General features: G+C 75.6%; 14 protein-coding genes. 7 read left to right on the top strand and 7 right to left on the bottom strand.

Annotated features, from left to right (window positions below):
* Positions 1 to 457 precede the first annotated feature (457 nt).
* A complete protein-coding gene (locus tag ACFVQZ_RS26775; RefSeq protein WP_030498711.1) occupies positions 458 to 1,024 on the bottom strand; it encodes a MarR family transcriptional regulator in 567 nt (188 codons plus the stop codon).
* Positions 1,025 to 1,179: 155 nt separating this feature from the next.
* Here ACFVQZ_RS26775 and ACFVQZ_RS26770 point away from each other — a divergent pair, with 155 nt between their 5' ends.
* Positions 1,180 to 2,448, top strand: coding sequence for an MFS transporter (locus ACFVQZ_RS26770; RefSeq protein ID WP_383626745.1), 1,269 nt, complete (start codon positions 1,180 to 1,182; stop codon positions 2,446 to 2,448).
* On the opposite strand, the gene ACFVQZ_RS26765 is transcribed toward ACFVQZ_RS26770, so the two are convergent.
* On the bottom strand, positions 2,445 to 4,118 hold the full coding sequence (locus ACFVQZ_RS26765) for a SpoIIE family protein phosphatase (RefSeq protein ID WP_383626742.1): 1,674 nt from the start codon (positions 4,116 to 4,118) through the stop codon (positions 2,445 to 2,447). The genes ACFVQZ_RS26770 and ACFVQZ_RS26765 overlap by 4 nt on opposite strands.
* A gap of 106 nt (positions 4,119 to 4,224) precedes the next feature.
* Complete coding sequence (locus ACFVQZ_RS26760; protein ID WP_383626739.1) at positions 4,225 to 5,628, bottom strand: NAD(P)/FAD-dependent oxidoreductase; 1,404 nt, start codon at positions 5,626 to 5,628, stop codon at positions 4,225 to 4,227.
* A 342-nt stretch (positions 5,629 to 5,970) separates the two neighbouring features.
* Here ACFVQZ_RS26760 and ACFVQZ_RS26755 point away from each other — a divergent pair, with 342 nt between their 5' ends.
* Both ACFVQZ_RS26755 and ACFVQZ_RS26750 read left to right on the top strand, forming a co-directional pair.
* Positions 5,971 to 6,780 (top strand): TetR/AcrR family transcriptional regulator, encoded by an 810-nt coding sequence (locus tag ACFVQZ_RS26755; protein WP_383626736.1) that lies wholly within the window; start codon positions 5,971 to 5,973, stop codon positions 6,778 to 6,780.
* Between the two features lie 201 nt (positions 6,781 to 6,981).
* Positions 6,982 to 9,021: a sigma-70 family RNA polymerase sigma factor gene (locus tag ACFVQZ_RS26750; RefSeq protein WP_383626733.1), complete on the top strand. Its 2,040-nt coding sequence runs from the start codon at positions 6,982 to 6,984 to the stop codon at positions 9,019 to 9,021.
* Here the strand turns inward: ACFVQZ_RS26750 and ACFVQZ_RS26745 are convergent.
* The 3 genes from ACFVQZ_RS26745 to ACFVQZ_RS26735 all read right to left on the bottom strand — a co-directional run bounded on the left by ACFVQZ_RS26745 (position 9,008) and on the right by ACFVQZ_RS26735 (position 15,306).
* The gene (locus ACFVQZ_RS26745; protein WP_383626730.1) at positions 9,008 to 12,328 is read right to left on the bottom strand and encodes an ATP-binding protein; all 3,321 of its coding nucleotides are present in this window, start codon (positions 12,326 to 12,328) and stop codon (positions 9,008 to 9,010) included. The genes ACFVQZ_RS26750 and ACFVQZ_RS26745 overlap by 14 nt on opposite strands.
* Before the next feature lie 72 nt (positions 12,329 to 12,400).
* Positions 12,401 to 13,003 (bottom strand): Uma2 family endonuclease, encoded by a 603-nt coding sequence (locus tag ACFVQZ_RS26740; protein WP_383626752.1) that lies wholly within the window; start codon positions 13,001 to 13,003, stop codon positions 12,401 to 12,403.
* A gap of 119 nt (positions 13,004 to 13,122) precedes the next feature.
* Positions 13,123 to 15,306, bottom strand: coding sequence for an asparagine synthase-related protein (locus tag ACFVQZ_RS26735; protein ID WP_383626749.1), 2,184 nt, complete (start codon positions 15,304 to 15,306; stop codon positions 13,123 to 13,125).
* 710 nt (positions 15,307 to 16,016) lie between these two features.
* On the opposite strand from ACFVQZ_RS26735, the gene ACFVQZ_RS26730 reads away from it, so the two are divergent.
* From ACFVQZ_RS26730 to ACFVQZ_RS26715, 4 genes are all read left to right on the top strand, one after another.
* Positions 16,017 to 17,453 carry a hypothetical protein gene (locus tag ACFVQZ_RS26730; RefSeq protein WP_030498488.1) on the top strand — a complete coding sequence of 479 codons (1,437 nt, stop codon included), beginning with the start codon at positions 16,017 to 16,019 and terminating at the stop codon, positions 17,451 to 17,453.
* 76 nt (positions 17,454 to 17,529) lie between these two features.
* The gene (gene lhgO, locus ACFVQZ_RS26725) at positions 17,530 to 18,714 is read left to right on the top strand and encodes an L-2-hydroxyglutarate oxidase (protein WP_383626728.1); all 1,185 of its coding nucleotides are present in this window, start codon (positions 17,530 to 17,532) and stop codon (positions 18,712 to 18,714) included.
* 120 nt (positions 18,715 to 18,834) lie between these two features.
* Positions 18,835 to 19,554 (top strand): tRNA (guanosine(46)-N7)-methyltransferase TrmB, encoded by a 720-nt coding sequence (gene trmB / locus ACFVQZ_RS26720; RefSeq protein WP_051788501.1) that lies wholly within the window; start codon positions 18,835 to 18,837, stop codon positions 19,552 to 19,554.
* Positions 19,555 to 19,700: 146 nt separating this feature from the next.
* Entirely contained in the window at positions 19,701 to 21,113 is a 1,413-nt protein-coding gene (locus ACFVQZ_RS26715; RefSeq protein WP_383626724.1) for a PrsW family intramembrane metalloprotease, read from the top strand.
* On the opposite strand, the gene ACFVQZ_RS26710 is transcribed toward ACFVQZ_RS26715, so the two are convergent.
* A complete protein-coding gene (locus ACFVQZ_RS26710) occupies positions 21,110 to 22,069 on the bottom strand; it encodes an aldo/keto reductase (RefSeq protein WP_383626721.1) in 960 nt (319 codons plus the stop codon). The two genes, ACFVQZ_RS26715 and ACFVQZ_RS26710, sit on opposite strands and share 4 nt — an antisense overlap.
* Between the last annotated feature and the right edge of the window lie 32 nt (positions 22,070 to 22,101).

Here is a 22,101-nt window from a genome sequence, read left to right as displayed (position 1 = left end):
GCTGTTGAGTTCTCAAGGTGCGGACGCTTCCTTCGTTCCTGTTTCCAGGCCCTCCGGGCGCTTCCTTCGTTTCCGACTCTATCAGATCTTTCCGACCCTATTTCCTCGGTGCTTTCCGGTCCCTTTCGCTTTCGCTCCGGGCCCTTCCGGCGTTTCCGACTCTATCAGATCCTTTCGGCGTCTGATTCCCAGTCAGCGGGGTTTGTCTTCCGGGCTGTTGGGCCGTTCCGACGTCTCAAACCTTAGCGGATCTTCCGGGCGGCTCATAATCGAGCCGTTCGAATTGAATTTCGGCATGCCGAAATTTATCCCGTGAGGGAGACCGTGCTGGAGAGAGGTGCCGCTCTCGCGGCGGGATGGTTGTCGCAGAACCGTTCCGGCTCCGTGACAACTCGGAGAACACTACGCGTCCCGCAGGGGGGTGTCAACCGCCACCCGGGAGGTCTCGCGCGTCTGTTCAGTCGAGGTCGGTGAGCCTGCCGCCGGCGTCCGGCTGGGTCAGCTCCACCCGGCGCAGGAGGCGGATCAGGGCGTCGCCGAGGGCGCCCCGCTCCTCGCTGCCGAGGTCCTGGAGGAGCTTCTCCTCGAAGTCCGTGGCCATGCGCATCGCCTCCAGCCACTTCGTCCGGCCCTCGTCCGTGAGCTCCACGATCACGCGGACGCGGTTGGTCTCGTCGCGGTCGCGGGTCACCAGGCCCTCGCCGGCCATGCGGTCGATGCGGTGGGTCATCGCGGCCGGGGTGAGGCCGAGGCGCTTGGCCAGCTCCCCCGGGCCCAGGCGGTACGGGGCGCCGGAGAGGACCAGGGTCTTGAGCACCTCCCACTCGGCGTTGCTGATGCCGAGGTCGGCGAGCTGGCGGCCGTACGCCACGTTCATCCGGCGGTTCAGCCGGCCGAGGGCGGAGACCACCTTCTCCACCTGGGGGTCCAGGTCGCGGTACTCGCGCTGGTAGGCGGCGATCTGCTCGTCGAGCGTCGGCTCCTGCGGCTCCGGAGAGGCGGGGCGCTCGGGGGTGTCGGACATGAGGGCGAGTATTCCACGCCCGTCGTTGGCGTTGAAGTCCTTCCATGTGTACTGTTAACCATCGAACTTTAGTGTTGAAGTCTTGAGGGTTCAGGCGTACAGCTCTGAACCCACGACCGAAGTGGGTGAGTGTGACCAAGGCGAGGGGCGCGGCGATGCGCCGGATTCAGGCAGGCAGCGCGCTGAGCGCGTTCGGACTCGGCTTCACCGTGCCGTACCTCTATGTGTACGTGGCGCAGGTGCGGGATCTGGGCGCGACGACCGCGGGTGTGGTGCTGGCCGTCTTCGCCATGGCCGCGCTCGTGGTGCTGCCGTTCAGCGGGCGGGCGATCGACCGGCGCGGCCCGGTGCCGGTGCTGCTCGTCGCCTCGGGTCTGGCCGCGGTCGGCGCCGTGGGGATGGGGCTCGCGTCGAGTGTGCCGGCGGCGGTGGGCGCCGCCGCGCTGCTGGGCGCAGGGACGGCGGTGCTCCAGCCGGCGCTCGCGACGATGATCGTGTGGTGCTCCGAGCCGGCCGCGCGGACGCGCGCCTTCGCCCTCCAGTTCTTCCTGCAGAACCTGGGCCTGGGTGTCGGCGGTCTTATCGGCGGCCAGCTGGTCGACGTGAGCCGGCCCGGCAGCTTCCTGCTGCTGTTCTCCATCGAGGCCGTGATGTTCCTGGTGCTGGCCGCGGTGGTCGGCACCGTGCGGACGGCCGGTTCGCCGGCGCTCCAGGGCGCCCGGCCGGCCGAGGGCGGCAAGGGCGGGGTGCGGGCGCTCCTGGGCCACAAGGCGATGGTGCAGCTGTGCGTCCTCGGCTTCGTCCTCTTCTTCGCCTGCTACGGACAGTTCGAGTCGGGTCTGGCGGCGTACGGCACGGAGGCCGCCGGTATCGCGCCGTCGACGCTGGGTCTGGCGCTGGCCGCGAACACGGCGGTGATCGTGGCGGCGCAGTTCCTGGTGCTCAAGTTCGTGGAGCGCCGCAAGCGGACCCGGGTGATCGCGGCCGTGGGTCTGATCTGGGCGGTGGCCTGGCTGATCGCCGGGTACGCGGGGCTGGGCCACGGCAGCCAGGCGATGGCGACGGCCGCGTTCGTCTCCACGTACGCGCTGTTCGGTCTCGGCGAGGCGATGCTGTCGCCGACGGTGGCGCCGCTGGTGGCCGATCTGGCGCCGGAGTCGAGGGTGGGTTCGTACAACTCGGCCTTCGCGCTGGTGAAGCAGCTGGCGCTGGCGGTCGGTCCGGCGGTGGGCGGGCCGATGGGCGCGTCGCTGCACGGGCCGTACATCGTGACCTTCGTGCTGTTCTCGCTGCTGGTCACGGTGCTGGCGGTGCGGCTGGGCAAGCAGCTCACGCCGGTGCAGAACCAGCCGTCGCTGGCGGCGAAGCCGTCCCGCATCGTGGTGCGGCACCAGCCGGAGAAGGAGACCGCCGCCGCTGCCTAGTCGGGCAGCGCGAACTCGCACCAGACCGCTTTGCCGCCGCCGGGAGTGCGGCGGCTTCCCCAGGACGAGGCGATCGTCGCGATGATGGAGATCCCGCGACCCGCCTCGTCCTCTGTTTCCGCCCTGCGGCGGCGCGGCAGGTGGTCGTCGCCGTCGGTGACCTCGATGATCAGGCGGCGGTCGGTGCGGCGCAGCCGCAGCCGCATGGGCGGGGTGCCGTGCTGGAGGCTGTTGGCGACGAGTTCGCTGGTGGCGAGGACGCCGAGGTCGCGGAGTTCGACGGGGAAGCGCCACGAGGAGAGGACTCCGGAGGCGAAGGCACGCGCGCGGGGGGCCGCCTCGACGCCGCCGAGGAGTTCGAGGGCGGCGTTGTGGAACAGCTCGGCGTCGGCGCCCTCGCGGGCCGGGTGCTGGACGACGAGGACGGCGACGTCGTCGTCGTGTTCGGCGGTGACGCCGAGGGCGCGGAGCAGCCGGTCGCAGACCACCTGGGGGGTGCCGCTGGCGCCGGCGAGGGCGCGGGCGAGGGCTTCGACGCCCTCGTCGATGTCCTCGCGGCGGCGCTCGACGAGTCCGTCGGTGTAGAGGACGGCAGTGGAGCCGGGGGGCAGGGCGATGGAGCCGGAGGAGTGCAGCCAGCCGCCGGTGCCGAGCGGGGGTCCGGTGGCGCCGTCCGCGTGGCGGACGGTGCCGTCCTCGTCGCGGACGAGGATCGGGAGGTGGCCGGCGGAGGCGTAGACGAGGCGGCCCTCGTTGGGGTCGTGGACGGCGTAGACGCAGGTGGCGATCTGGCTGGCGTCGATCTCGGCGGCGAGGCCGTCGAGGAGCTGGAGGACCTCGTGCGGCGGCAGGTCCAGGCGGGCGTAGGCGCGGACGGCGGTGCGGAGCTGGCCCATGACGGCGGCGGCGCGGACGCCGCGGCCCATGACGTCGCCGATGACGAGGGCGGTGCGGCCGGCGCCGAGGGTGATGACGTCGTACCAGTCGCCGCCGACGGCGGCGTCGGCGACGCCGGGCTGGTAGGTGGCGGCGATCCGGAGGTCGTCGGGCTGCTCCAGCTCCTGCGGGAGGAGGGAGCGCTGGAGGGTGACGGCGGTCTCGCGGTGGCGGCGCTCGCTGGCGCGGAGCCGTTCGGCGGCGTCGGCGTGGTCGGTGACGTCGGCGGCGTGCACGAGGACGCCGGCGCCGTCGGGGCGCGGGCTGTCGACGGGCAGGCAGGTGACGGTGTACGAGCCGCCGCTCTCGGTGCGGCGGGACTTCACGGTGCGGGGCTTGCCGCTGCGGCGGACCTGGTCGAGGAGCGGCAGCAGGCCGAGTTCCTCGGCCTCGGGGCAGGTGGCGGCGACGGTGGCGCCGGGGGTGCGGGGGCCGAAGGCGGCGGCGTACGCGTCGTTGACGTACGCGATGCGGTGCTCGGGGCCGTACACGAGGGCGACGAGGCCGGGGAGGCGGCCGAGGAGGTCCCGTACGGAGAAGTCCTCCAGGGCGGGGACGTCGGTGTCGACGGCGTCCGGGGCGGTCCCGGCGTCCTCGGCGTCCGGTGCGTCCGCGGTGGGGTGCTCCTGCCGCGGTCCGTACTCACCGCGGGCGGCGGGCACGGAGCCTTCGGTCCCCCGCGCCGCGCGGCGCTGCGTGCCGGGGAGCCGGGCGCTCCAACGGGTGAAGTTCACGGATCTGTATGCCTCGTGGTGTCGGTGCCGTGCGGAGTCACGCTGTGCAGGTGTGAGCCCACCTATGGTCACACGTCCAGTGTGGACGAGTGCACTGACAGTGATGTCAGGAGGACGTCCCGCCGGTTCCCGTGGGGCCGGGGTCGGCGGGCGGGGGCGGGGGTGGTGCCGCGGCGAGTTCGAATTCGGCCCGGGGGTGTTCGAGGGAGCCGAGGGAGACGATCTCGCGTTTGAAGAGCCCGGAGAGGGTCCATTCGGCGAGGACCCGGGCCTTGCGGTTGGCGGTGGGCATCCGGCTGAGGTGGTAGGCGCGGTGCATCAGCCAGGCCGGGTAGCCCTTGAGCTTGCGTCCGTACACGTGCGCGACGCCCTTGTGGAGGCCGAGCGAGGCGACGGAGCCGGCGTACGCGTGCGCGTACTCCTTGAGCGGGCGGCCGTGGAGGGAGGCGGCGAGGTTCTCGGCGAGGACCTTGGCCTGGCGGACGGCGTGCTGGGCGTTGGGGGCGCAGAGGGTGCCGGGTTCCGGCGCGGTGACGTCGGGGACGGCGGCGGCGTCTCCGGCGGCCCACGCGTGGGGGGCGCCGTCGACGGCGAGGTGGGCGGTGCAGCGGATCCGGCCGCGTTCGTCGCGGGGGAGGTCGGTGGCGGCGAGGACGGGGGCGGGTCTGACGCCGGCGGTCCACACGACGGTGCGGGTGGGCAGCCGGGTGCCGTCGCTGAGGACGGCGACCCGGTCCTCGCAGCTGTCGAGCCGGGTCTCCAGGCGCACGTCGACGTTCCGGCCGCGGAGCTCGCGGATCGCGTACCGGCCCATCTCGTCGCCGACCTCCGGGAGGATCCGTCCGGCGGCCTCGACGAGGACCCATCTCAGGTCCTCCGGCTTGACGTTGTGGTAGTAGCGGGTGGCGTACCGGGCCATGTCCTCCAGTTCGGCGAGCGCCTCCACGCCCGCGTACCCGCCGCCGACGAACACGAAGCTGAGGGCGGCGTCGCGGAGCGCCGGGTCGCGGGTGGAGGAGGCGATGTCGAGCTGCTCCAGGACGTGGTTGCGCAGTCCGATGGCCTCCTCGACGGTCTTGAAGCCGATGCCGTGCTCGGCGAGGCCGGGGACGGGGAGGGTGCGGGAGACCGAGCCGGGGGCGAGGACGAGTTCGTCGTAGGTGAGGGCGACCGGGCCGGCGCCCTCCTCGTCGGTGGCGAGGGTGGTGACGATCGCGGTGCGCTCGGCGTGGTCGAGGGAGGCGACCTCGCCGATGAGGAGGCGGCAGCGGTCCAGGACGCGGCGGAGCGGGACGACGACGTGCCGCGGGGACAGCGAGCCGGCGGCGGCCTCGGGCAGGAACGGCTGGTACGTCATGTACGGGTCGGGCGTGACCACCGTGATCTCGGCGGCGCCGCGTCCGAGCTCCGTCCTGAGCTGCCGCTGGAGGCGCAGCGCGGTGTACATGCCGACGTAGCCACCGCCGACCACGAGAATGCGCGCAGGTTCGGTCACCGTCCCATGAGGCATCGCCGTCCGGGGTTTGTCCACAGGCCCGGCGAATTGTGTGACCGGAGGGGTACGGAGGCGCGGGGTGGCGCGCACGGCGCGCCCGGGCGCAACGGCGCAGGTCACGGCGGACGCGGGGGGTGCGTGGCGGGGCGGGAAACGGGCGTCTTCCGCCGCTTGCTCCGATCGGGGGGCGCACCGTACGGAACTCCCCCTTCTGAATTGACCCGGACTCAACTATGTTCGTAGTTCGTCGGGGTGTCGGTTCCGGCGTGCGCGCGGACCGATCGCGCACACCGGCCGGGAGCCCCGTATCAGGGCGGGGAGTCTCCGGGGGGAGACATCATGAGCGGGGGAACGCTTATGCAGATTCAGGATTCTCGGTGGCAGTCCGTGGTCGGCGCGGAGCGGGACGACCGGGGCGCGGCAGCCGTGCCGCCGGCCGGTTCCGGTCCCGCCGCGGGCACCGTCGCGGGGACCGGCACCGTGGTGACCGGTCCGGTGCCGGGCGGGCGCGCGGCGCCGCTGCGGGTGGACGCGCAGCGCAATCTGGAGCACGTGCTGCGGGCCGCGCGCGAGGTGTTCGGCGAGCTCGGTTACGGGGCGCCGATGGAGGACGTGGCCCGGCGGGCGCGCGTCGGGGTGGGCACCGTGTACCGGCGTTTCCCCAGCAAGGACGTGCTGGTGCGGCGGATAGCCGAGGAGGAGACCGCGCGGCTGACCGAGCAGGCGCGGGCCGCGCTGGGGCAGGAGGAGGAGCCGTGGTCGGCGCTCTCCCGGTTCCTGCGGACCTCGGTCGCGTCGGGTGCCGGGCGGCTGCTGCCGCCGCAGGTGCTGCGGGTCGGTGTGGACGAGACGGCGGCGGACGGGGACGGCGAGGCCCGGGTCCCGAGCCAGCGGGGTCTCGGCGAGCAGGCCGACGTACGCGTGGTGGCGCCCCGGGCGGTGCCGGCGGACGAGCGGGACGACGCGGGGGCTTCTGAGCTCCTGGAGGTCGTCGGCCGGCTGGTCGACCGGGCCCGGGAGGCGGGTCAGCTGCGGGCGGACGTGACCGTGGCGGACGTGCTGCTGGTCATCGCGACGGCGGCGCCGGCGCTGCCGGACGCGGCCCAGCAGGCGGCGGCCTCGGCCCGGCTGCTGGACATCCTCCTGGAGGGCCTGCGCTCGCGGTAGCGGATCGGACTCCCGACGGTCCGCCGGGTCTCGGGGCCGGGCGGGCCAAGGAGCATGACACGCACGTGTGAGCGGTGACGCCGGGGTGCGGGAAGTCGCCCCGGACGAGTGGTATACGGGCGCGACGCTTCGGCGTGCCCGCGTCGTGTGGCAGGCTTGGCCAATATTTCGGGTCTGCGCACGCGTACGGGGGCTTCCGCGATGAGCGGTGACGGTCGGGACGATCCGCTGGGCGCCGGCGGCGCCACGGAGGCCGAGGGCCTGCCCGCCCGGCAGGTGCCGAGCCAGGGCGGCCCCGGCGGCGCCCCCGCCGCACCGCACGACCCGGCGGCCGGGGCGAGCGTGCCGCAGCAGCGCGAGGCGCCCTCGGCGGGCGCCGCCCCCGCCCCCGTACCGGAGGCCGCGGAGGACACGGACGACGGGGACGACGCCGACGACGAGGGGCTGCTGCCGCCGCCCCGGGAGCTGCCGGCGTCGGACGCCGACCTGATCGCCCGCATGCGGGACGGCGACGACTCCGCGTACGAGGAGCTGTTCCGCCGCCACTCCGACGCCGTCCGCCGCTACGCCCGCACCTGCTGCCGGGACGCGCACACCGCCGACGACCTCACCGCCGAGGTGTTCGCCCGCACCCTGCAGGCGGTCCGCGGCGGCGCCGGGCCCGAACAGGCCGTCCGCGCCTATCTGATGACCACCGTCCGGCGGGTCGGCGCGAGCTGGGCCAAGACGCAGCGGCGCGAGCACCTCGTCGAGGACTTCGCCGTCTTCGCCGCCGACGCCGCCCGCTCCTCCGAGGTCTCCGACCAGGACACCCTGGACCTCGGCGCCGAGGTCCGCGCCATGCAGGAGGCCGAGCAGTCGCTGGCCATGCAGGCGTTCCGGTCGCTGCCCGAGCGCTGGCAGGCCGTGCTGTGGCACACCACCGTCGAGGAGGAGTCGCCCAGCGAGGTCGCGCCCCTCTTCGGCCTGACCGCCAACGCCACCGCCGTCCTCGCCAGCCGCGCCCGCGAGGGCCTCAAGCAGGCGTACCTCCAGGCCCACGTCAGCCAGGCGCTCACCGCGGGCGGCGACTGCGCCCGGTACGCCGACCGGCTCGGCGCCTACGCGCGCGGCGGGCTGCGGATGCGGGCCGAGCGCGGCTTGCGCAAGCACCTCGACGAGTGCGCCAAGTGCCGGGTCGCCGCCGGCGAACTCGCCCACGTCAACGCCGGGATCCCGGCGCTGCTCCCGGTCGCCGTCATCGGCTGGTTCGCCGCCGGCTACTCCCTCAAGGCCGCCGGGATCGTCGCCGGCGGCGCCGCGGGTGCGGCCGGCGCGGGCGCCGCTGCCGCCGCCACCGGCGGGAGCACGTCCGGCGCCGCCTCCGGCGGGGCCGCCGCCGAAGGGCTCGGCGCGCCCGCGAAGGCCGGCATCGCCGCCGCGGTGGCCGTGGCCGCCGCGGCCGGGCTCGTCTGGGCGATGGCCGGCGATCCGCAACCGGTCGCCGCGCCGCAGCCGACGCCGCCGGCGGCCACCCCCGTGGTGCCCGAGCCCGCGCCGCCGGCGAAGCCGTCGCCCACGCCGAAGCCGCCGCCGCCCCCGGCGCCCGCGCCGGAGCCCACCACCCCGCCGCCGCCGAAGCCCACGCCCACGCCGAAGCCCACCCCGAAGCCGACGCCTCCGCCGACGGTCAAGCCGTCCCCGAAGCCGACGCCCACGCCGACGCCGACCCCCGCGCCGACGACTCCGAGCCCCACGCCGAGCCCGAAGGCCACCCCCACCACCCCGCCGCCGACGACACCGCCCCCGCCGCCGCCCGCGCCGACCGTCTACCCGGTCGACCGGCTGGAGTACGCGGCCTTCGGCGACGGCACGAAGCCCGAGGTCGTCCTGGAGGACGGGTCCTGGATGTGGTCGCGCCAGTCCATGACCATCAGCGACTCCACGTACGCGTACGGCGTCAGCGTGCACGCCCCGTCCTCGCTGCTGATCCGGCTGAACCGGCAGTGCACCGCGTACGACGCGCTCGTCGGCGTCGACGACCTGAGCGCGCCGCTCGGGCCCGGCGGGGTCCGCTTCTCCGTGTACGGCGACGACGAGCGGCTGTGGCGCTCGCCCGTGGTCCGGCCCGGCGACCCGGCGATCCCCGTGCACCTGGACCTCGCGGGCCGCTCCACGCTCCGGCTGGTGGTGGAGGAGCACACGCCGTTCGGGCGGGCCGCCGTCGCCGACTGGGCGGAGTCCCGGATCAGCTGCTCCTGACCGGCGCCGCGGCCCCGGTGTACGGCTCCACCAGCGCGAGGACGTCCGCCGGACCGAGGCCGGCGCCGGCGGCGCGGGCGGCGGCCAGGGCGTCGTCGCCGAGCGCTTCCGCGCAGGCCGCGGCCAGCGCCTCGGCTTCGCGGCGCTCCGGCACCGAGCGCGGGATGTCCCTCCGCCAGCCGCCGACGGCCGCCGCCACGCGCGCGCAGCGGTCCGCGTCGCCGGCCCGGTCCAGCGCGAAGGCGAGCCCTTCGGCGAGGCCGATCACGATGACGTCCGCGCAGCGGCCGTCGAGCGCGGCCCGCAGCGCGGCGGCGGCGGACGCGACGGCCGCCGGTCCCGCGCCCTCCTGTGCCTCGATCCGGGCCACGAACCCCTCGATGGCGAGGACGAAGTGCGGCGGCGGGGAACCGGCCCGGATGTGGGCGCCGGCCGAGCCGATCCAGGCACGCGCGCGTGCGGGGTCGTTCCGGTCGAGGGCGAGGACGGCCCGCATGACGTCGACGAACGCGAGGGCGTCCCGCAGGCGCAGCCGGTCGGACTCCCGCGCGGCCTCGTCGAGCCCCCGCTCGGCGGCCTCCATGTCGCCGTCCCGGTAGGACAGTTCGGCGAGCCGGGCGATGAGGAACGGGGCCTCGGCGTGCGCACCGACCTCGCGGGCGAGCCGGAGGGCTTCCTCGTACGCCTCCCTGGCCTCGGCCCGGCGGCCCCGCATCATGTGGGCCTCGGCGGCGGCCGAGGCGACCTGGGCGGCCATCCAGCGGTCGCCGACCCGGCGGGTGAGGACGCGGAGTTCGGCCAGGTCCTCGTCGACGCCCTCCATGCCGCCGGGCATGTCCACGATCATGTGGGTGCGGAACATCAGGCTGACGCCGAGCTCCCAGTCGCCGCCGTACCGGCGGCAGGTCTCGACGCCGACGTCGAGCAGCGCGCGGATCGTCGCCGGTTCCTCGGTGAGATACGCGCTGAACGGCCACAGCAGGCCGGGGAAGCGGGCGGACTCGGGGCCGGGGTCGGTGCCGAAGGCGTCCCGGACGCGGTGGATCAGCGCGAGCGTCGCCGGGTTCTCCCGGAGGTCGCCGGTGTACATGTGCTCGTCCTCCATCGCGAGGAAGAGCGACAGCAGCCGCAGCCGCATGCGGGGCCAGTACCGGGGGTCGGCGCGGTCGTCCGGGTCCTCCCCGAGGGCGAGGGCGCGCCGGGTCCAGCCCAGGCCCTCCGGGCGGTAGTTGCGCAGCCACCAGAACCAGCCCATGGCGCGGACCAGCCGGATCGCCCCGGCCTCGTCGGCCGCCGTGAGCGTGCGGTGCAGGGCGGCCCGGATGTTGTCGAGGTCCCGTTCGAGACGGTCGATCCAGGGCAGCTGCTCGCCGGACCGGAGCCGGGGTTCGGCGTCCTCGGCCAGGGCCGTGAAGTGCGCGGTGTGGGCGGCGCCGGCGGCGGCGAGCAGGCCGGGGGTCTCGGCGGCGCGTTCGGCGGCGTACTCGTGGATGGTCTCCAGGAGGCGGTAGCGCATCGCGCCGTCGTCGGTGGGGGCGGCGACGACGAGCGACTTGTCGACGAGCGCCCCGAGGGTGGTGAGCGTGTCGCCGCCGGCCTCCCGCGCGGGCGCATCGACGGCCTCCGCCGCCGCGAGGTCCCAGCCGCCGGCGAAGACGGAGACCCGGCGGAGCAGGGTCCGCTCGGCCGGGTCGAGGAGGTCCCAGGACCAGTCGACGACCGCGCGGAGGGTCTGCTGGCGGGGCAGCAGGGTGCGGGCGCCGGAGCTGAGGAGCCGGAAGCGGTCGTCGAGCCGGTCCGCGATCTGGCGCGGGGTGAGCAGCCGGAGCCGGGCGGCGGCCAGTTCGATGGCGAGCGGCAGGCCGTCGAGGCGGCGGCAGATCTCCGCGACGGCGTCGGCGGTGTCCCGCGCGTGGTCCTCGTCGAAGGCGGGGCGGACGGCGCGGGCGCGCTCGGTGAAGAGGCGGTGCGCGGGGCCGGGCGGCAGCGGCTCGACCGGGCGGACGGTCTCGCCGGGGACGCCGAGGGGTTCGCGGCTGGTGGCGAGGATCCGCAGGCCGGGGCAGTGCGCGAGGAGCGTCTCGGCGAGGGCCGCGGCGGCGCCGATGACGTGCTCGCAGTTGTCGAGGACGAGGAGGAGGCCGGGGCGGCCGGCCAGGTGCTCCACCAGGTGGGCGGTGGGGTCGTCCTGGAGGGCGGTGCCGTCGCGGCTGATCAGGTTGATCTCGCGGAGGCGGAGCGCGGAGAGGACGGCGCCGGGGACCGCGCCCGGGTCGTCGAGCGGGGCGAGCTCCGCGATCCACGCGCGCGGCCCGGCGACCTGCCGGGCGGCCTCCTCCGCGAGCCGCGTCTTCCCGGACCCGCCGGGCCCGGTCAGCGTGACGAGCCGGGCCCGCGCGAGGTCGCTCCGGAGCGCGGCGAGCTCGGGCTCGCGGCCGACGAAGGAGGTGAGGCGGGGGCGGATGTTGCCGGCTTCGTCGGGGGCGGGGGCCTGCGTGGGGGTGGGCGTGGAGGTGGGGTGCGGGGTCGGACTCGGGGCTGGGGCCGGGGCCGGGGTCGGGGTCGGGCTCGGGGTGTGGTGGGGGTACGCGGGCGGGGTGAGGAGTTCGCGGTGCAGGGACGTCAGTTCGGGGCCCGGGTCGGTGCCGAGGGCGTCCGCGAGGTCGCGGCGGGCCGTCTCGTACGCGGCGAGCGCGTCGGCGTGCCGACCCTCGGCGCGCAGGGCCCGGATGAGCTGGGCGCGGAAGCCCTCGTCGTACGGGTGCGCGGCGGTCAGCTCGGTGAGTTCGGGGACGAGGCCGTCGACGGCGCCGCGCCGCAGGTCGGCCTCGACGCGGCGGCGCAGGGCGGCGAGGCGCTGGGCCTCGGGGCGGACGCCGGCCGGTCCGGGCAGGTCGGCGAGGGCGGGGCCGCGGAAGAGCCCCAGGGCGTCCCGGAGGAGGGCGGCGGCCGTCTCGGGGTCGCCGGCGTCGAGGAGGGCGGCGGCTTCGGCGGCGCGGCGCTCGAAGACGTACAGGTCGATGTCGTCGGGTGCGACGGCCAGCCGGTACCCGGGGCCGGGCGTCGCCTCGACGGCCGCGCGGCCGAGGACGCGGCGGAGGCGTCCGACGAGGGCCTGGAGGGCGGCGGGCGCGTCGAGCGGCGGTTCGTCCCCGTACACGTCGTCCACCAGCTCTCCGACCGGGACGGCCCGTCCGCCGCGGAGCGCGAGCGCGGCGAGCAGGGCGCGCAGCCGGGCGCCGCCGAGGGGCAGGGGGGTGCCGTCGGGGCCGAGGGCCTCGGTGGTGCCGAGGAGGAGATACCGCACCGGCCCATTCTGGCCGCCGGGGGCCAAGGGCGCCTCGGGGTTTCCCCGGCCTGTGGACAGCGGCGCCGGGGGTCAGAACGCGGCGGTGTCCAGGGTGAAGCCGAGGGGGGCGGGGAGCGGGACCTCGGCCCCCAGCTTGTGGACGGACGTGTGGGCGTAGTCGTCGCCGACGGGCTCGGAGCAGACGACGGCCTCGCCGGCCTCGCGGTCGATCATCAGGTAGAGGGGGATTCCGGCACGGGCGTAGGCGCGGATCTTCAGGACGCGGTCGCGGCTCGCGGTGGACGGAGAGGCGACCTCGGCGACCAGAAGCACGGCATCGGGCGCGTGCCACTCCTGTTCGTTGTCGAAGGAGTCGCGAGGGGCGATCACCAGGTCCGGAATGACGCGGACGATGCCGTTGGCCCCGGGGAGATAAAGACCGATGCCCGTGGAGTTACGCAGATCCTTGTCCGTCCGACGGGCGACGACCTGCTCGACCAGCTCGGTCACGATCTTCTCGTGCTTGCCCTTAGCCGGAGGTACCACGTAAATCTCCCCTTCGATCAGCTCCACGCGCCAGCCCTTGGGGGCCACGGCACTGAACAGCTCGAAGGTCTCCTCGGCGGTCGCGGCTTCGCGGTCGTCGTGTTCCTCGGTCACGCTGTCTTCCGGAGCTGGAACCGGCAGCGGCATGGCCATGCTGGACCTCCTTCGCTCGGTGCGACGTTCTCAGCTTAGGACGGTCGCCGGAGCCGGGCCGGGCACCCTTCACTCGAACGAGTGTGCTGTGACGTTTCGCCCCAGCGCCGCCGTCACCGCGCCGGCAGCGACCGGGACGCCGGGATCAGCGGGCCCTGCACCGCGCGGGGCGCGCGCGGGGTCGCCGTGTCGGTCCAGCAGGAGCCCCGGCGGGCGAGGAGGCGGCGGAGCCAGAGCTCGGTGGAGACGAGGTCGGCGAGGCCGTCCAGGGGGATCCGGGCGCCGTCCGCCGCCGCCCGCAGCGCCTCGCGGACCGTGCCCGCCTCCACGAGGCCCGCGTCGGCGAGGAGCGGCGCCTCGAACAGGGCGAGCAGCTGCGGGAGCGCGGCGCGCAGGCCCGCGCGGGCGGTGCCGGCCGGGACCGCCGGGTAGGGCGCGCCCCAGCCGGCCGGCAGGTCGCGGATGCCGGTGTCGGCGAGGACCGTGCGCAGGACGCCGGCCCGCGCGTCGGGCTGGACCCGCAGCGCCTCGGGGAGCTCCCGGCAGGCGCGGACGACCTGGTTGTCGAGGAAGGGGGCGTGCAGCCGCTGGCCCCGGATCTCGGCGGCCTGTTCGAGGACCCGGTGGTCGGCCGCGGCCCGGGCGAGCGCCGCACGCGCGCGTGCCTCGCCGGGGCGCTGGACGGCCGGCGGCAGGGTGGCCGCCCGGTTGAGGCGTACGGACACCTCGGCCAGCGCCTCGCCCGTGAGCCAGCGGGCCGCCGGGCCGGGCCGGGACCAGGCGAGGGCGGACAGCGAGGCCGCGAGCGGGCCGTGCCCGTCGGCGGGCTGCCGGTTGGCGTCGAGGACGTGCCGGGCGGCGGTCTCCAGGCCGGTCCGGTAGGGCGTACGGGCGAGCCTGCGAGCCGCGCGGTAGACGGTGACCGGCACCAGGAAGGAGCCGGCGGACGGGCCGGTGGCCTTGGCGAGGGCGGTCACCGGGCGCACCAGGGAGCGGCGCCTGCGGTCCATCAGGAGGTCGGCGAGGCGGGCCGGGTGGGCGTCCAGGACCTGCCGGGCGCCGAGCCCGGTGAAGTGGTCGGCGCTGCCTCCGGCGAGGCGCCTGCGGTGCCGTTCGGCGGTGACCAGCGCGGGCCCGGGCTCGTCGGTGAGCGGCCCGTCCAGGGCGGCGTACGGGAGGGCGTCCTCGCCCGCCGTGACGACCACGTGCCGCAGCCGGGGGTCGGCGGCCAGCTCCCGGGCGCGCTCCAGTTCGGCGGTCCGGCCGGGGCCCGGGCGGGTCGCCAGGTCGTTGAAGGTGACGGCGAGCAGCCGCTCCCCCGCGCCCGCGTGCCCGTGCAGGGTGCCGGGCACGCCGGGCAGTCCGGCGGCGAGCAGGGCGAGGGTGGCGGAGGCGCTGCCGCCGGACAGGTCGGCGCCGATGCCGGGCGCGGGCCCGGCGCCACGGGCCGCCCGCCGGTCGGCGGGCCCCATGCCGGGGACCGGCCCGGGGTCCGGCGGCGGGGCCTCGGGCGCGTGCCGGGGGGCGGTGAGCCGGGCGCGTACGGACTCCACGAGGGCGTCCCGGACCGCCTCGACGGCCTGCCGGGGATCGGCCTGCGGGGCGGCGACGGCGAGCGAGGCCACCGTCTCGTACCCGGCGATCTCCCGGGAGCCCTCGCGCAGGATCAGCGCGTGGCCGGGCGGGACGCGGCGGACGCCCTCGTACGGGGTGGAGTCGCGCAGGGCCTCCGGGGACTCGGGGCAGGCGAGCAGCGCGGCGAGGTGGCCGATGTCGAGCTGGGCCTCGATGAGGTCGGCGAGCGGGAGGGCGGCGGTGGCGTAGGCGGTGCCGCCCTCCCAGGGGGTGTGGAAGACCGGGCGGGCGCCGGCCAGGTCGCCGGTGACGGTGACGCGGCGGCCGGCCTTGACGACGGCGGTGTAGCTGCCGGGCCAGGCGGTGAGGTGGCGGAGGGCGCCGCCGCGCGCGGTGACGAGGCCGCGGCGGAGTTCGTCGTCGCTCGCGGCGCAGCAGCCGAGGACGGCGAGCCGGGTGCCGTCGTCGAGGGAGACCACCCGCACCTCGTCGGGGCGCCAGTCGCCGACCGCCCAGAGCGGGTCGGGGTCGCCCCACAGGAGCTGTGCGCCCACCGGCTGCACCGTGCGCCCCCCGACGTGCCCGCCGCGCTCGGCGAACGGCGTTGCCTGGTGCGGGACTTCGGAGCTGTACGCGTGCGCGCCGTGCGCCGCTCCGGGGCGTGCGCCGGCGGTCGTGGCGTATCCCGCGGCGACACTGCTCCAGCCCACCAGCCATCGCATCGGCGCCTCCACGTCCGTTTCGGTGGGGGCCATGCTGCCATGACAACGGCGCACGGGGCGGGGTCCGGGTGCACGCGCGCGAAAGGCGAATGCGCCCCTGGCATGGGCGGGTTGGCCGGCCGGGGGGCGCGCGGTGGCGCGGAGGTGACGGGCAGAGTGCCGGTGGGGTGAGCACGGGGTGAGGGCCCGGTGTGCGGCGCCGCGGCGGGGAGTCCGCGGAAAGAGGCCGATTCTGGCCCCTGTGCGGAGGTTTGACCGCGCGGCGGGCGCCGAAAGGATCACGGAGACGGGCACCGGCCGGAGATCGCCGGCAGCCGTCCGGGTCCGGTCGGGCGGCAGTCCGGGAGGCGACCCGCCCCCCGGCGCCGTCCGCCGCCCGCGGGGAATGGAGCGGCGGTGTCCCCCGGCCCATCGGCGCGGGACCAGGCACCCGGCAGGGCGCCGCTCCCGGCCGGACGGGCCGACCCACGCAGCACTCATGGAAGCCGTCGCGGCCCGGAGCGGCGAGAGCGCACGGCCGGGCGCACGGCCACACGGCCGGAGCACGGACCGGCCGGAGGGGCCTTCCGGTCGGCTGGTCACACAACAATCTCGCCATACGGAACTCCGCCCCTTAACGGTGGGGATGCGGCGAACTACGCTGTGTTTACGAATGCCGCCCGCCTATGCCCGGCGTCGCGGCGGCCGTCTGGATGTCGAGGGGTGGCGTCATGTCCAGGGAGCAACGCGGGCCGAACGAGAAGCTCGGCGCCGTTCTCGCCCTCGCGGGAATCAGCAACGCCGGCCTCGCCCGGCGCGTCAACGACCTCGGCGCGCAGCGCGGTCTGACGCTGCGTTACGACAAGACCTCGGTGGCCCGCTGGGTCTCCAAGGGGATGGTGCCGCAGGGCGCCGCGCCGCACCTGATCGCCGCCGCGATCGGCCAGAAGCTGGGCCGGCCCGTGCCGCTGCACGAGATCGGGCTCGCGGACGCCGACCCGGCGCCGGAGGTGGGCCTCGCCTTCCCCCGGGACGTCGGCGAGGCGGTCCGCGCCGCCACCGACCTCTACCGGCTGGACCTCGCCGGGCGGCGGGCCGGCGGCGGGATCTGGCAGTCGCTGGCCGGCTCGTTCTCCGTCAGCGCCTACGCGACCCCCACGTCCCGGTGGCTGATCACCCCCGCCGACCCGTCGGTGGAGCGGGAGGCGGGGCGGCCGGGCGGCGCCGGGCCGGCCGGGGCCGCGGAGCACGCGCGCGTGGGGCACAGTGACGTCGCCAAGCTGCGCGAGGCCGCCGAGGACGCGCGCAAGTGGGACTCCAAGTACGGCGGCGGGGACTGGCGCTCGTCGATGGTGCCGGAGTGCCTGCGGGTGGACGCGGCGCCGCTGCTGCTCGGCTCGTACTCCGACGAGGTCGGCCGGGCGCTCTTCGGGGCGACCGCCGAGCTGACCCGGCTCGCCGGCTGGATGGCCTTCGACACCGGGCAGCAGGAGGCCGCCCAGCGGTACTACATCCAGGCGCTGCGGCTCGCCCGGGCCGCCGCCGACGTGCCGCTCGGCGGGTACGTCCTCGCGTCGATGTCCCTCCAGGCCATCTACCGGGGCTTCGCCGACGAGGGCGTCGACCTGGCGCAGGCGGCGCTGGAACGGAACCGGGGGCTCGCCACCGCCCGCACCATGTCGTTCTTCCGGCTCGTCGAGGCCCGCGCGCACGCCAAGGCCGGCGACGGGCCCGCCGCGGCGGCGGCCCTGAAGTCCGCCGAGGGGTGGCTGGAGCGGTCCCGGGAGGGCGACGCCGACCCGACGTGGCTCGGCTTCTACTCGTACGACCGCTTCTGCGCGGACGCCGCCGAGTGCTACCGGGACCTGCGGATGCCGCGCGAGGTGCGGCGCTTCACCGAGCAGGCGCTGTCCCGGCCGACGGAGGAGTTCGTCCGCTCGCACGGGCTGCGGCTCGTCGTCTCGGCCGTCGCCGAGCTGGAGTCCGGCAACCTCGACGCGGCCTGCGCGGCCGGCACGCGCGCGGTGGAGGTGGCCGGCCGGATCTCCTCGGCGCGGACCACCGAGTACGTACGGGACCTGCTGCACCGCCTGGAGCCGTACGGGCACGAGCCGCGGGTCAGGGAACTGCGCGAGCGGGCCCGGCCCCTGCTCGTGGCACCGGCGTGACGCGCGTCCCACGACGTGGGCGTTTAGCGGGAATGTCAGTGGGCCAGTGCACTATCAGGGGTGGGAGGTGGCGCTGGTGTTTGACTGTGACGTGCTGGTGATCGGCGGCGGGATCGTCGGTCTGTCGACGGCGTACGCCCTCCAGCGCGCCGCGCCCGGCACCCGCGTCGCCGTCCTGGAGAAGGAGGACGGGCCCGCGCGCCACCAGACCGGGCGCAACAGCGGCGTCATCCACAGCGGCCTGTACTACCGGCCCGGCTCCCTCAAGGCGCGGTTCGCCGTCGAGGGCGCCGCCGAAATGGTCAAGTTCTGCGCGGAGTGGGACATTCCGCACGAGGTGACCGGCAAGCTCGTCGTCGCCACCGAGCGCGAGGAGCTGCCGCGGCTGCACGCCCTGGTCCAGCGCGGCCGGGAGAACGGCATTCCGGTGCGCGAGCTCGGCCCGTCGCAGATCACGGAGTACGAGCCCCGGGTGCGGGGCCTCGCCGCGATCCACGTCGGCACCACCGGCATCGTCGACTACCCGGCGGTCGCCCGGCGGCTCGCCGAGTCCTCCGGCGCGGAGATCCTGTACGGCGCCGAGGTCACCGCGATCGACCGGCGCCCGTGGGGCGTCGCCGTCCGCACCGCCGACCAGCGGATCCTGCGCGGCAAGGTCCTCGTCAACTGCGCGGGGCTGCACTGCGACCGGATCGCACGGCTCGCCGGCGACGACCCCGGCATGCGGATCGTGCCCTTCCGCGGCGAGTACTACGAGCTGGCCGACCCCTCCCTCGTCCGCGGCCTCGTCTACCCCGTGCCCGACCCCGCGTTCCCGTTCCTCGGCGTCCACCTCACGCGCGGCATCGACGGCGGCGTCCACATCGGGCCGAACGCGGTGCCGGCGCTGGCGCGCGAGGGCTACGACTGGGGCGTCGTCCGCCCCGGCGAGCTCGGCGGCACCCTCGCCTGGCCCGGCTCCTGGGCCATCGCCCGCCGCCACTGGAAGTACGGCGCGGGCGAGCTGCGCCGCTCCCTGTCGAAGCGGGCCTTCACCGAGGCGGTGCGGCGGCTGCTGCCCGGCGTCGACGAGTCCGACCTGCGGCCGGCGGCGGCGGGGGTGCGGGCACAGGCGGTGCTGCGGGACGGGACGCTGGTGGACGACTTCCTCATCCGGGAGGGCGCGCGGACGGTCCACGTCCTCAACGCGCCGTCCCCCGCGGCGACCGCGTCCCTCCCCATCGGCCGCCACATCGCCGGGCGCGCCCTGGCCCACCTCTGACCGGCCCCCCGGCCCCGCCCGGCGCGGCCCGCGACGGAACGCGCGGGCCCGTACCATGGGCGCATTGTGTCTGAGCAGCATGAGAAGCGTAGTGACGGCGGCGTTCGGCGCGGCAGCCGGATGTTCGCGCCCGGGGAAGGGCCTTCGCCCGACCCCGCCGGCGCGCACTTCGAGCGGCGGATCCGGAGTTTCCAGCCGCGGCGGAGCCGGGTGACGGCCGGGCAGGCCGAGGCGATGCTGAAGCGGTGGCCGGACTGGGGCCTGGACATCGACGGCAAGCGGGTCCTGGACCTGCGGGAGCTGTTCGGCGGGCTGCCGGTCGTCCTGGAGATCGGCTTCGGGATGGGCGAGGCGACCGCGCAGATGGCCGCCGCCGACCCCGGCACCGGCATCCTCGCCGTCGACGTGCACACCCCCGGCCAGGGCAACCTCCTCGGCCTCGCCGACCGCAACGGCCTGACGAACATCCGCGTCGCCAACGGCGACGCGATCATCCTGCTGCGCGAGATGCTCGACCCGGCCGCCCTGGACGGCTGCCGCGTCTACTTCCCGGACCCATGGCCGAAGAAGCGGCACCACAAGCGGCGCCTGATCCAGCCCGAGTTCCTGACGCTGCTCGCGACGCGGCTGAAGCCGGGCGGGGTGCTGCACTGCGCCACGGACTGGGAGCCGTACGCGGAGCAGATGCTGGAGGTGCTGACCGCGCACCCCGACTTCGAGAACACCGTGCCCGCCGGCGGCTACGCGCCCCGCCCCGACTTCCGGCCGCTGACCCGCTTCGAGGGCCAGGGCCTGGACAAGGGGCACGTCGTGCACGACCTGCTCTTCCGCCGGAAGTAACGGCCCGGCGGCACGTCACGGCACGTCACGGCACGTCGGCACGTAACGGCCCGGCGAGTCACGACCCGGCAAGCAGCGGCCCGGCGAGCAACGGCCCGGCCGGGAAGCCCGTCGCTCCTGTCGGTGGCGGTCGCTAGGGTCGAGGCGTGTCCCGACCCCTGCCGCCGTCCCCGCCGCCCGAGCCCTCCTCGCCGCCCGAGCCCTCCTCGCCGCCGGCGCCCGCCTTCCTGCCCGCGCAGGCCGGGGCTCCCGCGGTCGAGAGCCACGTCCCCGTCCGTGACGGGGACGAGCCGTCGTTCGCCGTGGCCGCCGACCGGCGGCAGTGGCGGTACCGGCCCCGGCGCGCGTTCTGGCGGAGCCGGATCGTGCGGGCCGTCGCCGTCATCACGCTGCTCGCGCTGTGCGCGCTGGTGATCCTGGCGCTGGTGCGGGAGCAGACCGGCACGGAGGGGTTCCTCGTCGGGCTGGGCCTCGCGGTGCTGCCCGTACCACTGCTGATGGCGGCGTTCCGCTGGCTCGACCGGGTCGAGCCGGCTCCGTGGAAGAACCTGCTGTTCGCGTTCGCGTGGGGCGCGTTCGCCGCCGCCCTGGTCGCGATCCTCGCGAACTCGTTCGCGGTCCGCTGGATCGCCACCGCGACCGCCGACCCGCGCTCGGCGGACGACCTGGGCGCGACGGTGATCGCGCCGGTGGTGGAGGAGTCCGCGAAGGCCGCCGCGGTCCTGCTGCTGTTCCTGTTCCGGCGGCGGGACTTCCGGAGTCTGGTGGACGGGGTGGTGATCGCCGGTTTCACGGCGACCGGCTTCGCGTTCACCGAGAACATCCTCTACCTCGGCAACGCCTTCGGCGAGGACCAGGACCTCGGGGACGGCGGGATCGGCGCCGTCACCGCCGGCACCTTCTTCGTCCGGGTCGTGATGTCGCCGTTCGCGCACCCGCTCTTCACGGTGCTGACCGGCATCGGCTTCGGTCTTGCCGCGCTCGCGCCGCGCGGGAAGCGGCTGCGCCGGGTGCTGCTGCCGCTCGCGGGGCTGCTGCTGGCGATGGGCGTCCACGCGCTGTGGAACGGTTCGGCGACCTTCGGCGGCCCGCTCGCCTTCTACGCCGTGTACGCGATGTTCATGGTCCCGGCCTTCGGGCTGCTGACCTGGCTGGCGGTGTGGAGCCGGCAGAAGGAGCTGCGGACCATCGCGGCGGTGCTGCCGGCGTACGCGGCGGCCGGCTGGCTGTCGCCGGAGGAGCCGCTGGCGCTCTCCTCGATGCGGGCCCGCCGCACGGCGCGCGAGGTGGCGTCCCGTACGTACGGGAAGGCGGGGGCGCGGACGGTCGGCGAGTACGAGTCGTTCGCGACCACGCTGGCGTTCCTGCGCGAGCGGGCCCGCCGGGGCACGGTCCCGGTGCCGGACTTCGCCGCCCGCGAGCAGGAGCTGCTGCACCACCTGTGGGAGCGCCGGGCGACGGCGTCCCCGGCGCTGTCGTACGCGGCCCGGGCCACCGGACGGGTGTGGGTGCCGCCGCAGTACCTCGACTACGGCGGCTACAACCCGTACAAGGGCTAGTCCACCGGCGTCTCGGAGGCGGTCGTGAGCCGGGCCAGTTCGGCGTCGGTCAGCGTCAGGCCGGCGGCGGCGACGAGCGCCGGCACCTGCTCGACCGTACGGGCCGAGGCGATCGGCGCGGTGACGGTGGGGCGGGAGGCGAGCCAGGCGAGGGCGACGGTGGCGGGCTCGGCGCCGTGGGCCTCGGCGACCTCGTCGAGCGCGGCGAGCACGGCCTGTCCGCGCGCGGTCTCGGCGAACGCGCCGGCCCGCGGGGCGCGGACGCTGTCGACGGACCGGCCGGGCCGGTACTTGCCGGTGAGGAAGCCGGAGGCGAGGCCGTAGTACGGGACGGCGGCGAGGCCCGCTTCGGCGGCGGTGTCGAGGAGCGGGCCCTCGTACTTCTCGCGCGCCACGAGGTTGTACTCGGGCTGCAGCGCCACGTACCGGGTGAGCCCTTCGGCCTCGGCGAAGTCGAGGGAGGCCCGCAGCCGCTCGGGCGAGATGTTGGAGGCGGCGACGGCCCGCACCTTGCCCTCCTTCACGAGCTGGTCGAGGGCGGTGACGATCTCCTCGACGGGGACCGTCTCGTCGTCGAAGTGCGTGTAGTACAGGTCGATGTAGTCGGTGCCGAGGCGGCGCAGGGAGGCTTCCGCGGCGGCCTTGACGGTGGGGGCGGAGAGGCCGTTGAGCGGGGCGAGGGCGCCGACCTTGGTGGCGACGACGACGTCGGAGCGGTTGCCCCGGGCGGCCAGCCAGCGGCCGATGACGGTCTCGGACTCGCCGCCCTCGTTGCCGTCGACCCACGCGGAGTAGACGTCGGCGGTGTCGACGAAGTTGCCGCCGGCGGCGGCGTAGGCGTCGAGGACGGCGAACGACGTCTTCTCGTCGGCGCTCCAGCCGAAGACGTTGCCGCCGAGGGCGAGCGGGAAGACGTGCAGGCCGGAGGTGCCCAGCGGGCGCAGAGTCGAGTCCATGGGGAGATCAACTCCGTGCGCCGCCGGGCGTA

The sequence above is a fragment of the Streptomyces sp. NPDC057854 genome, from assembly GCF_042797055.1.
In the GTDB taxonomy this organism is placed as follows: Bacteria; Actinomycetota; Actinomycetes; order Streptomycetales; family Streptomycetaceae; genus Streptomyces.
Note: the sequence above shows the minus strand (reverse complement) of the source record. Positions and strands in the feature narration are given on the sequence as shown.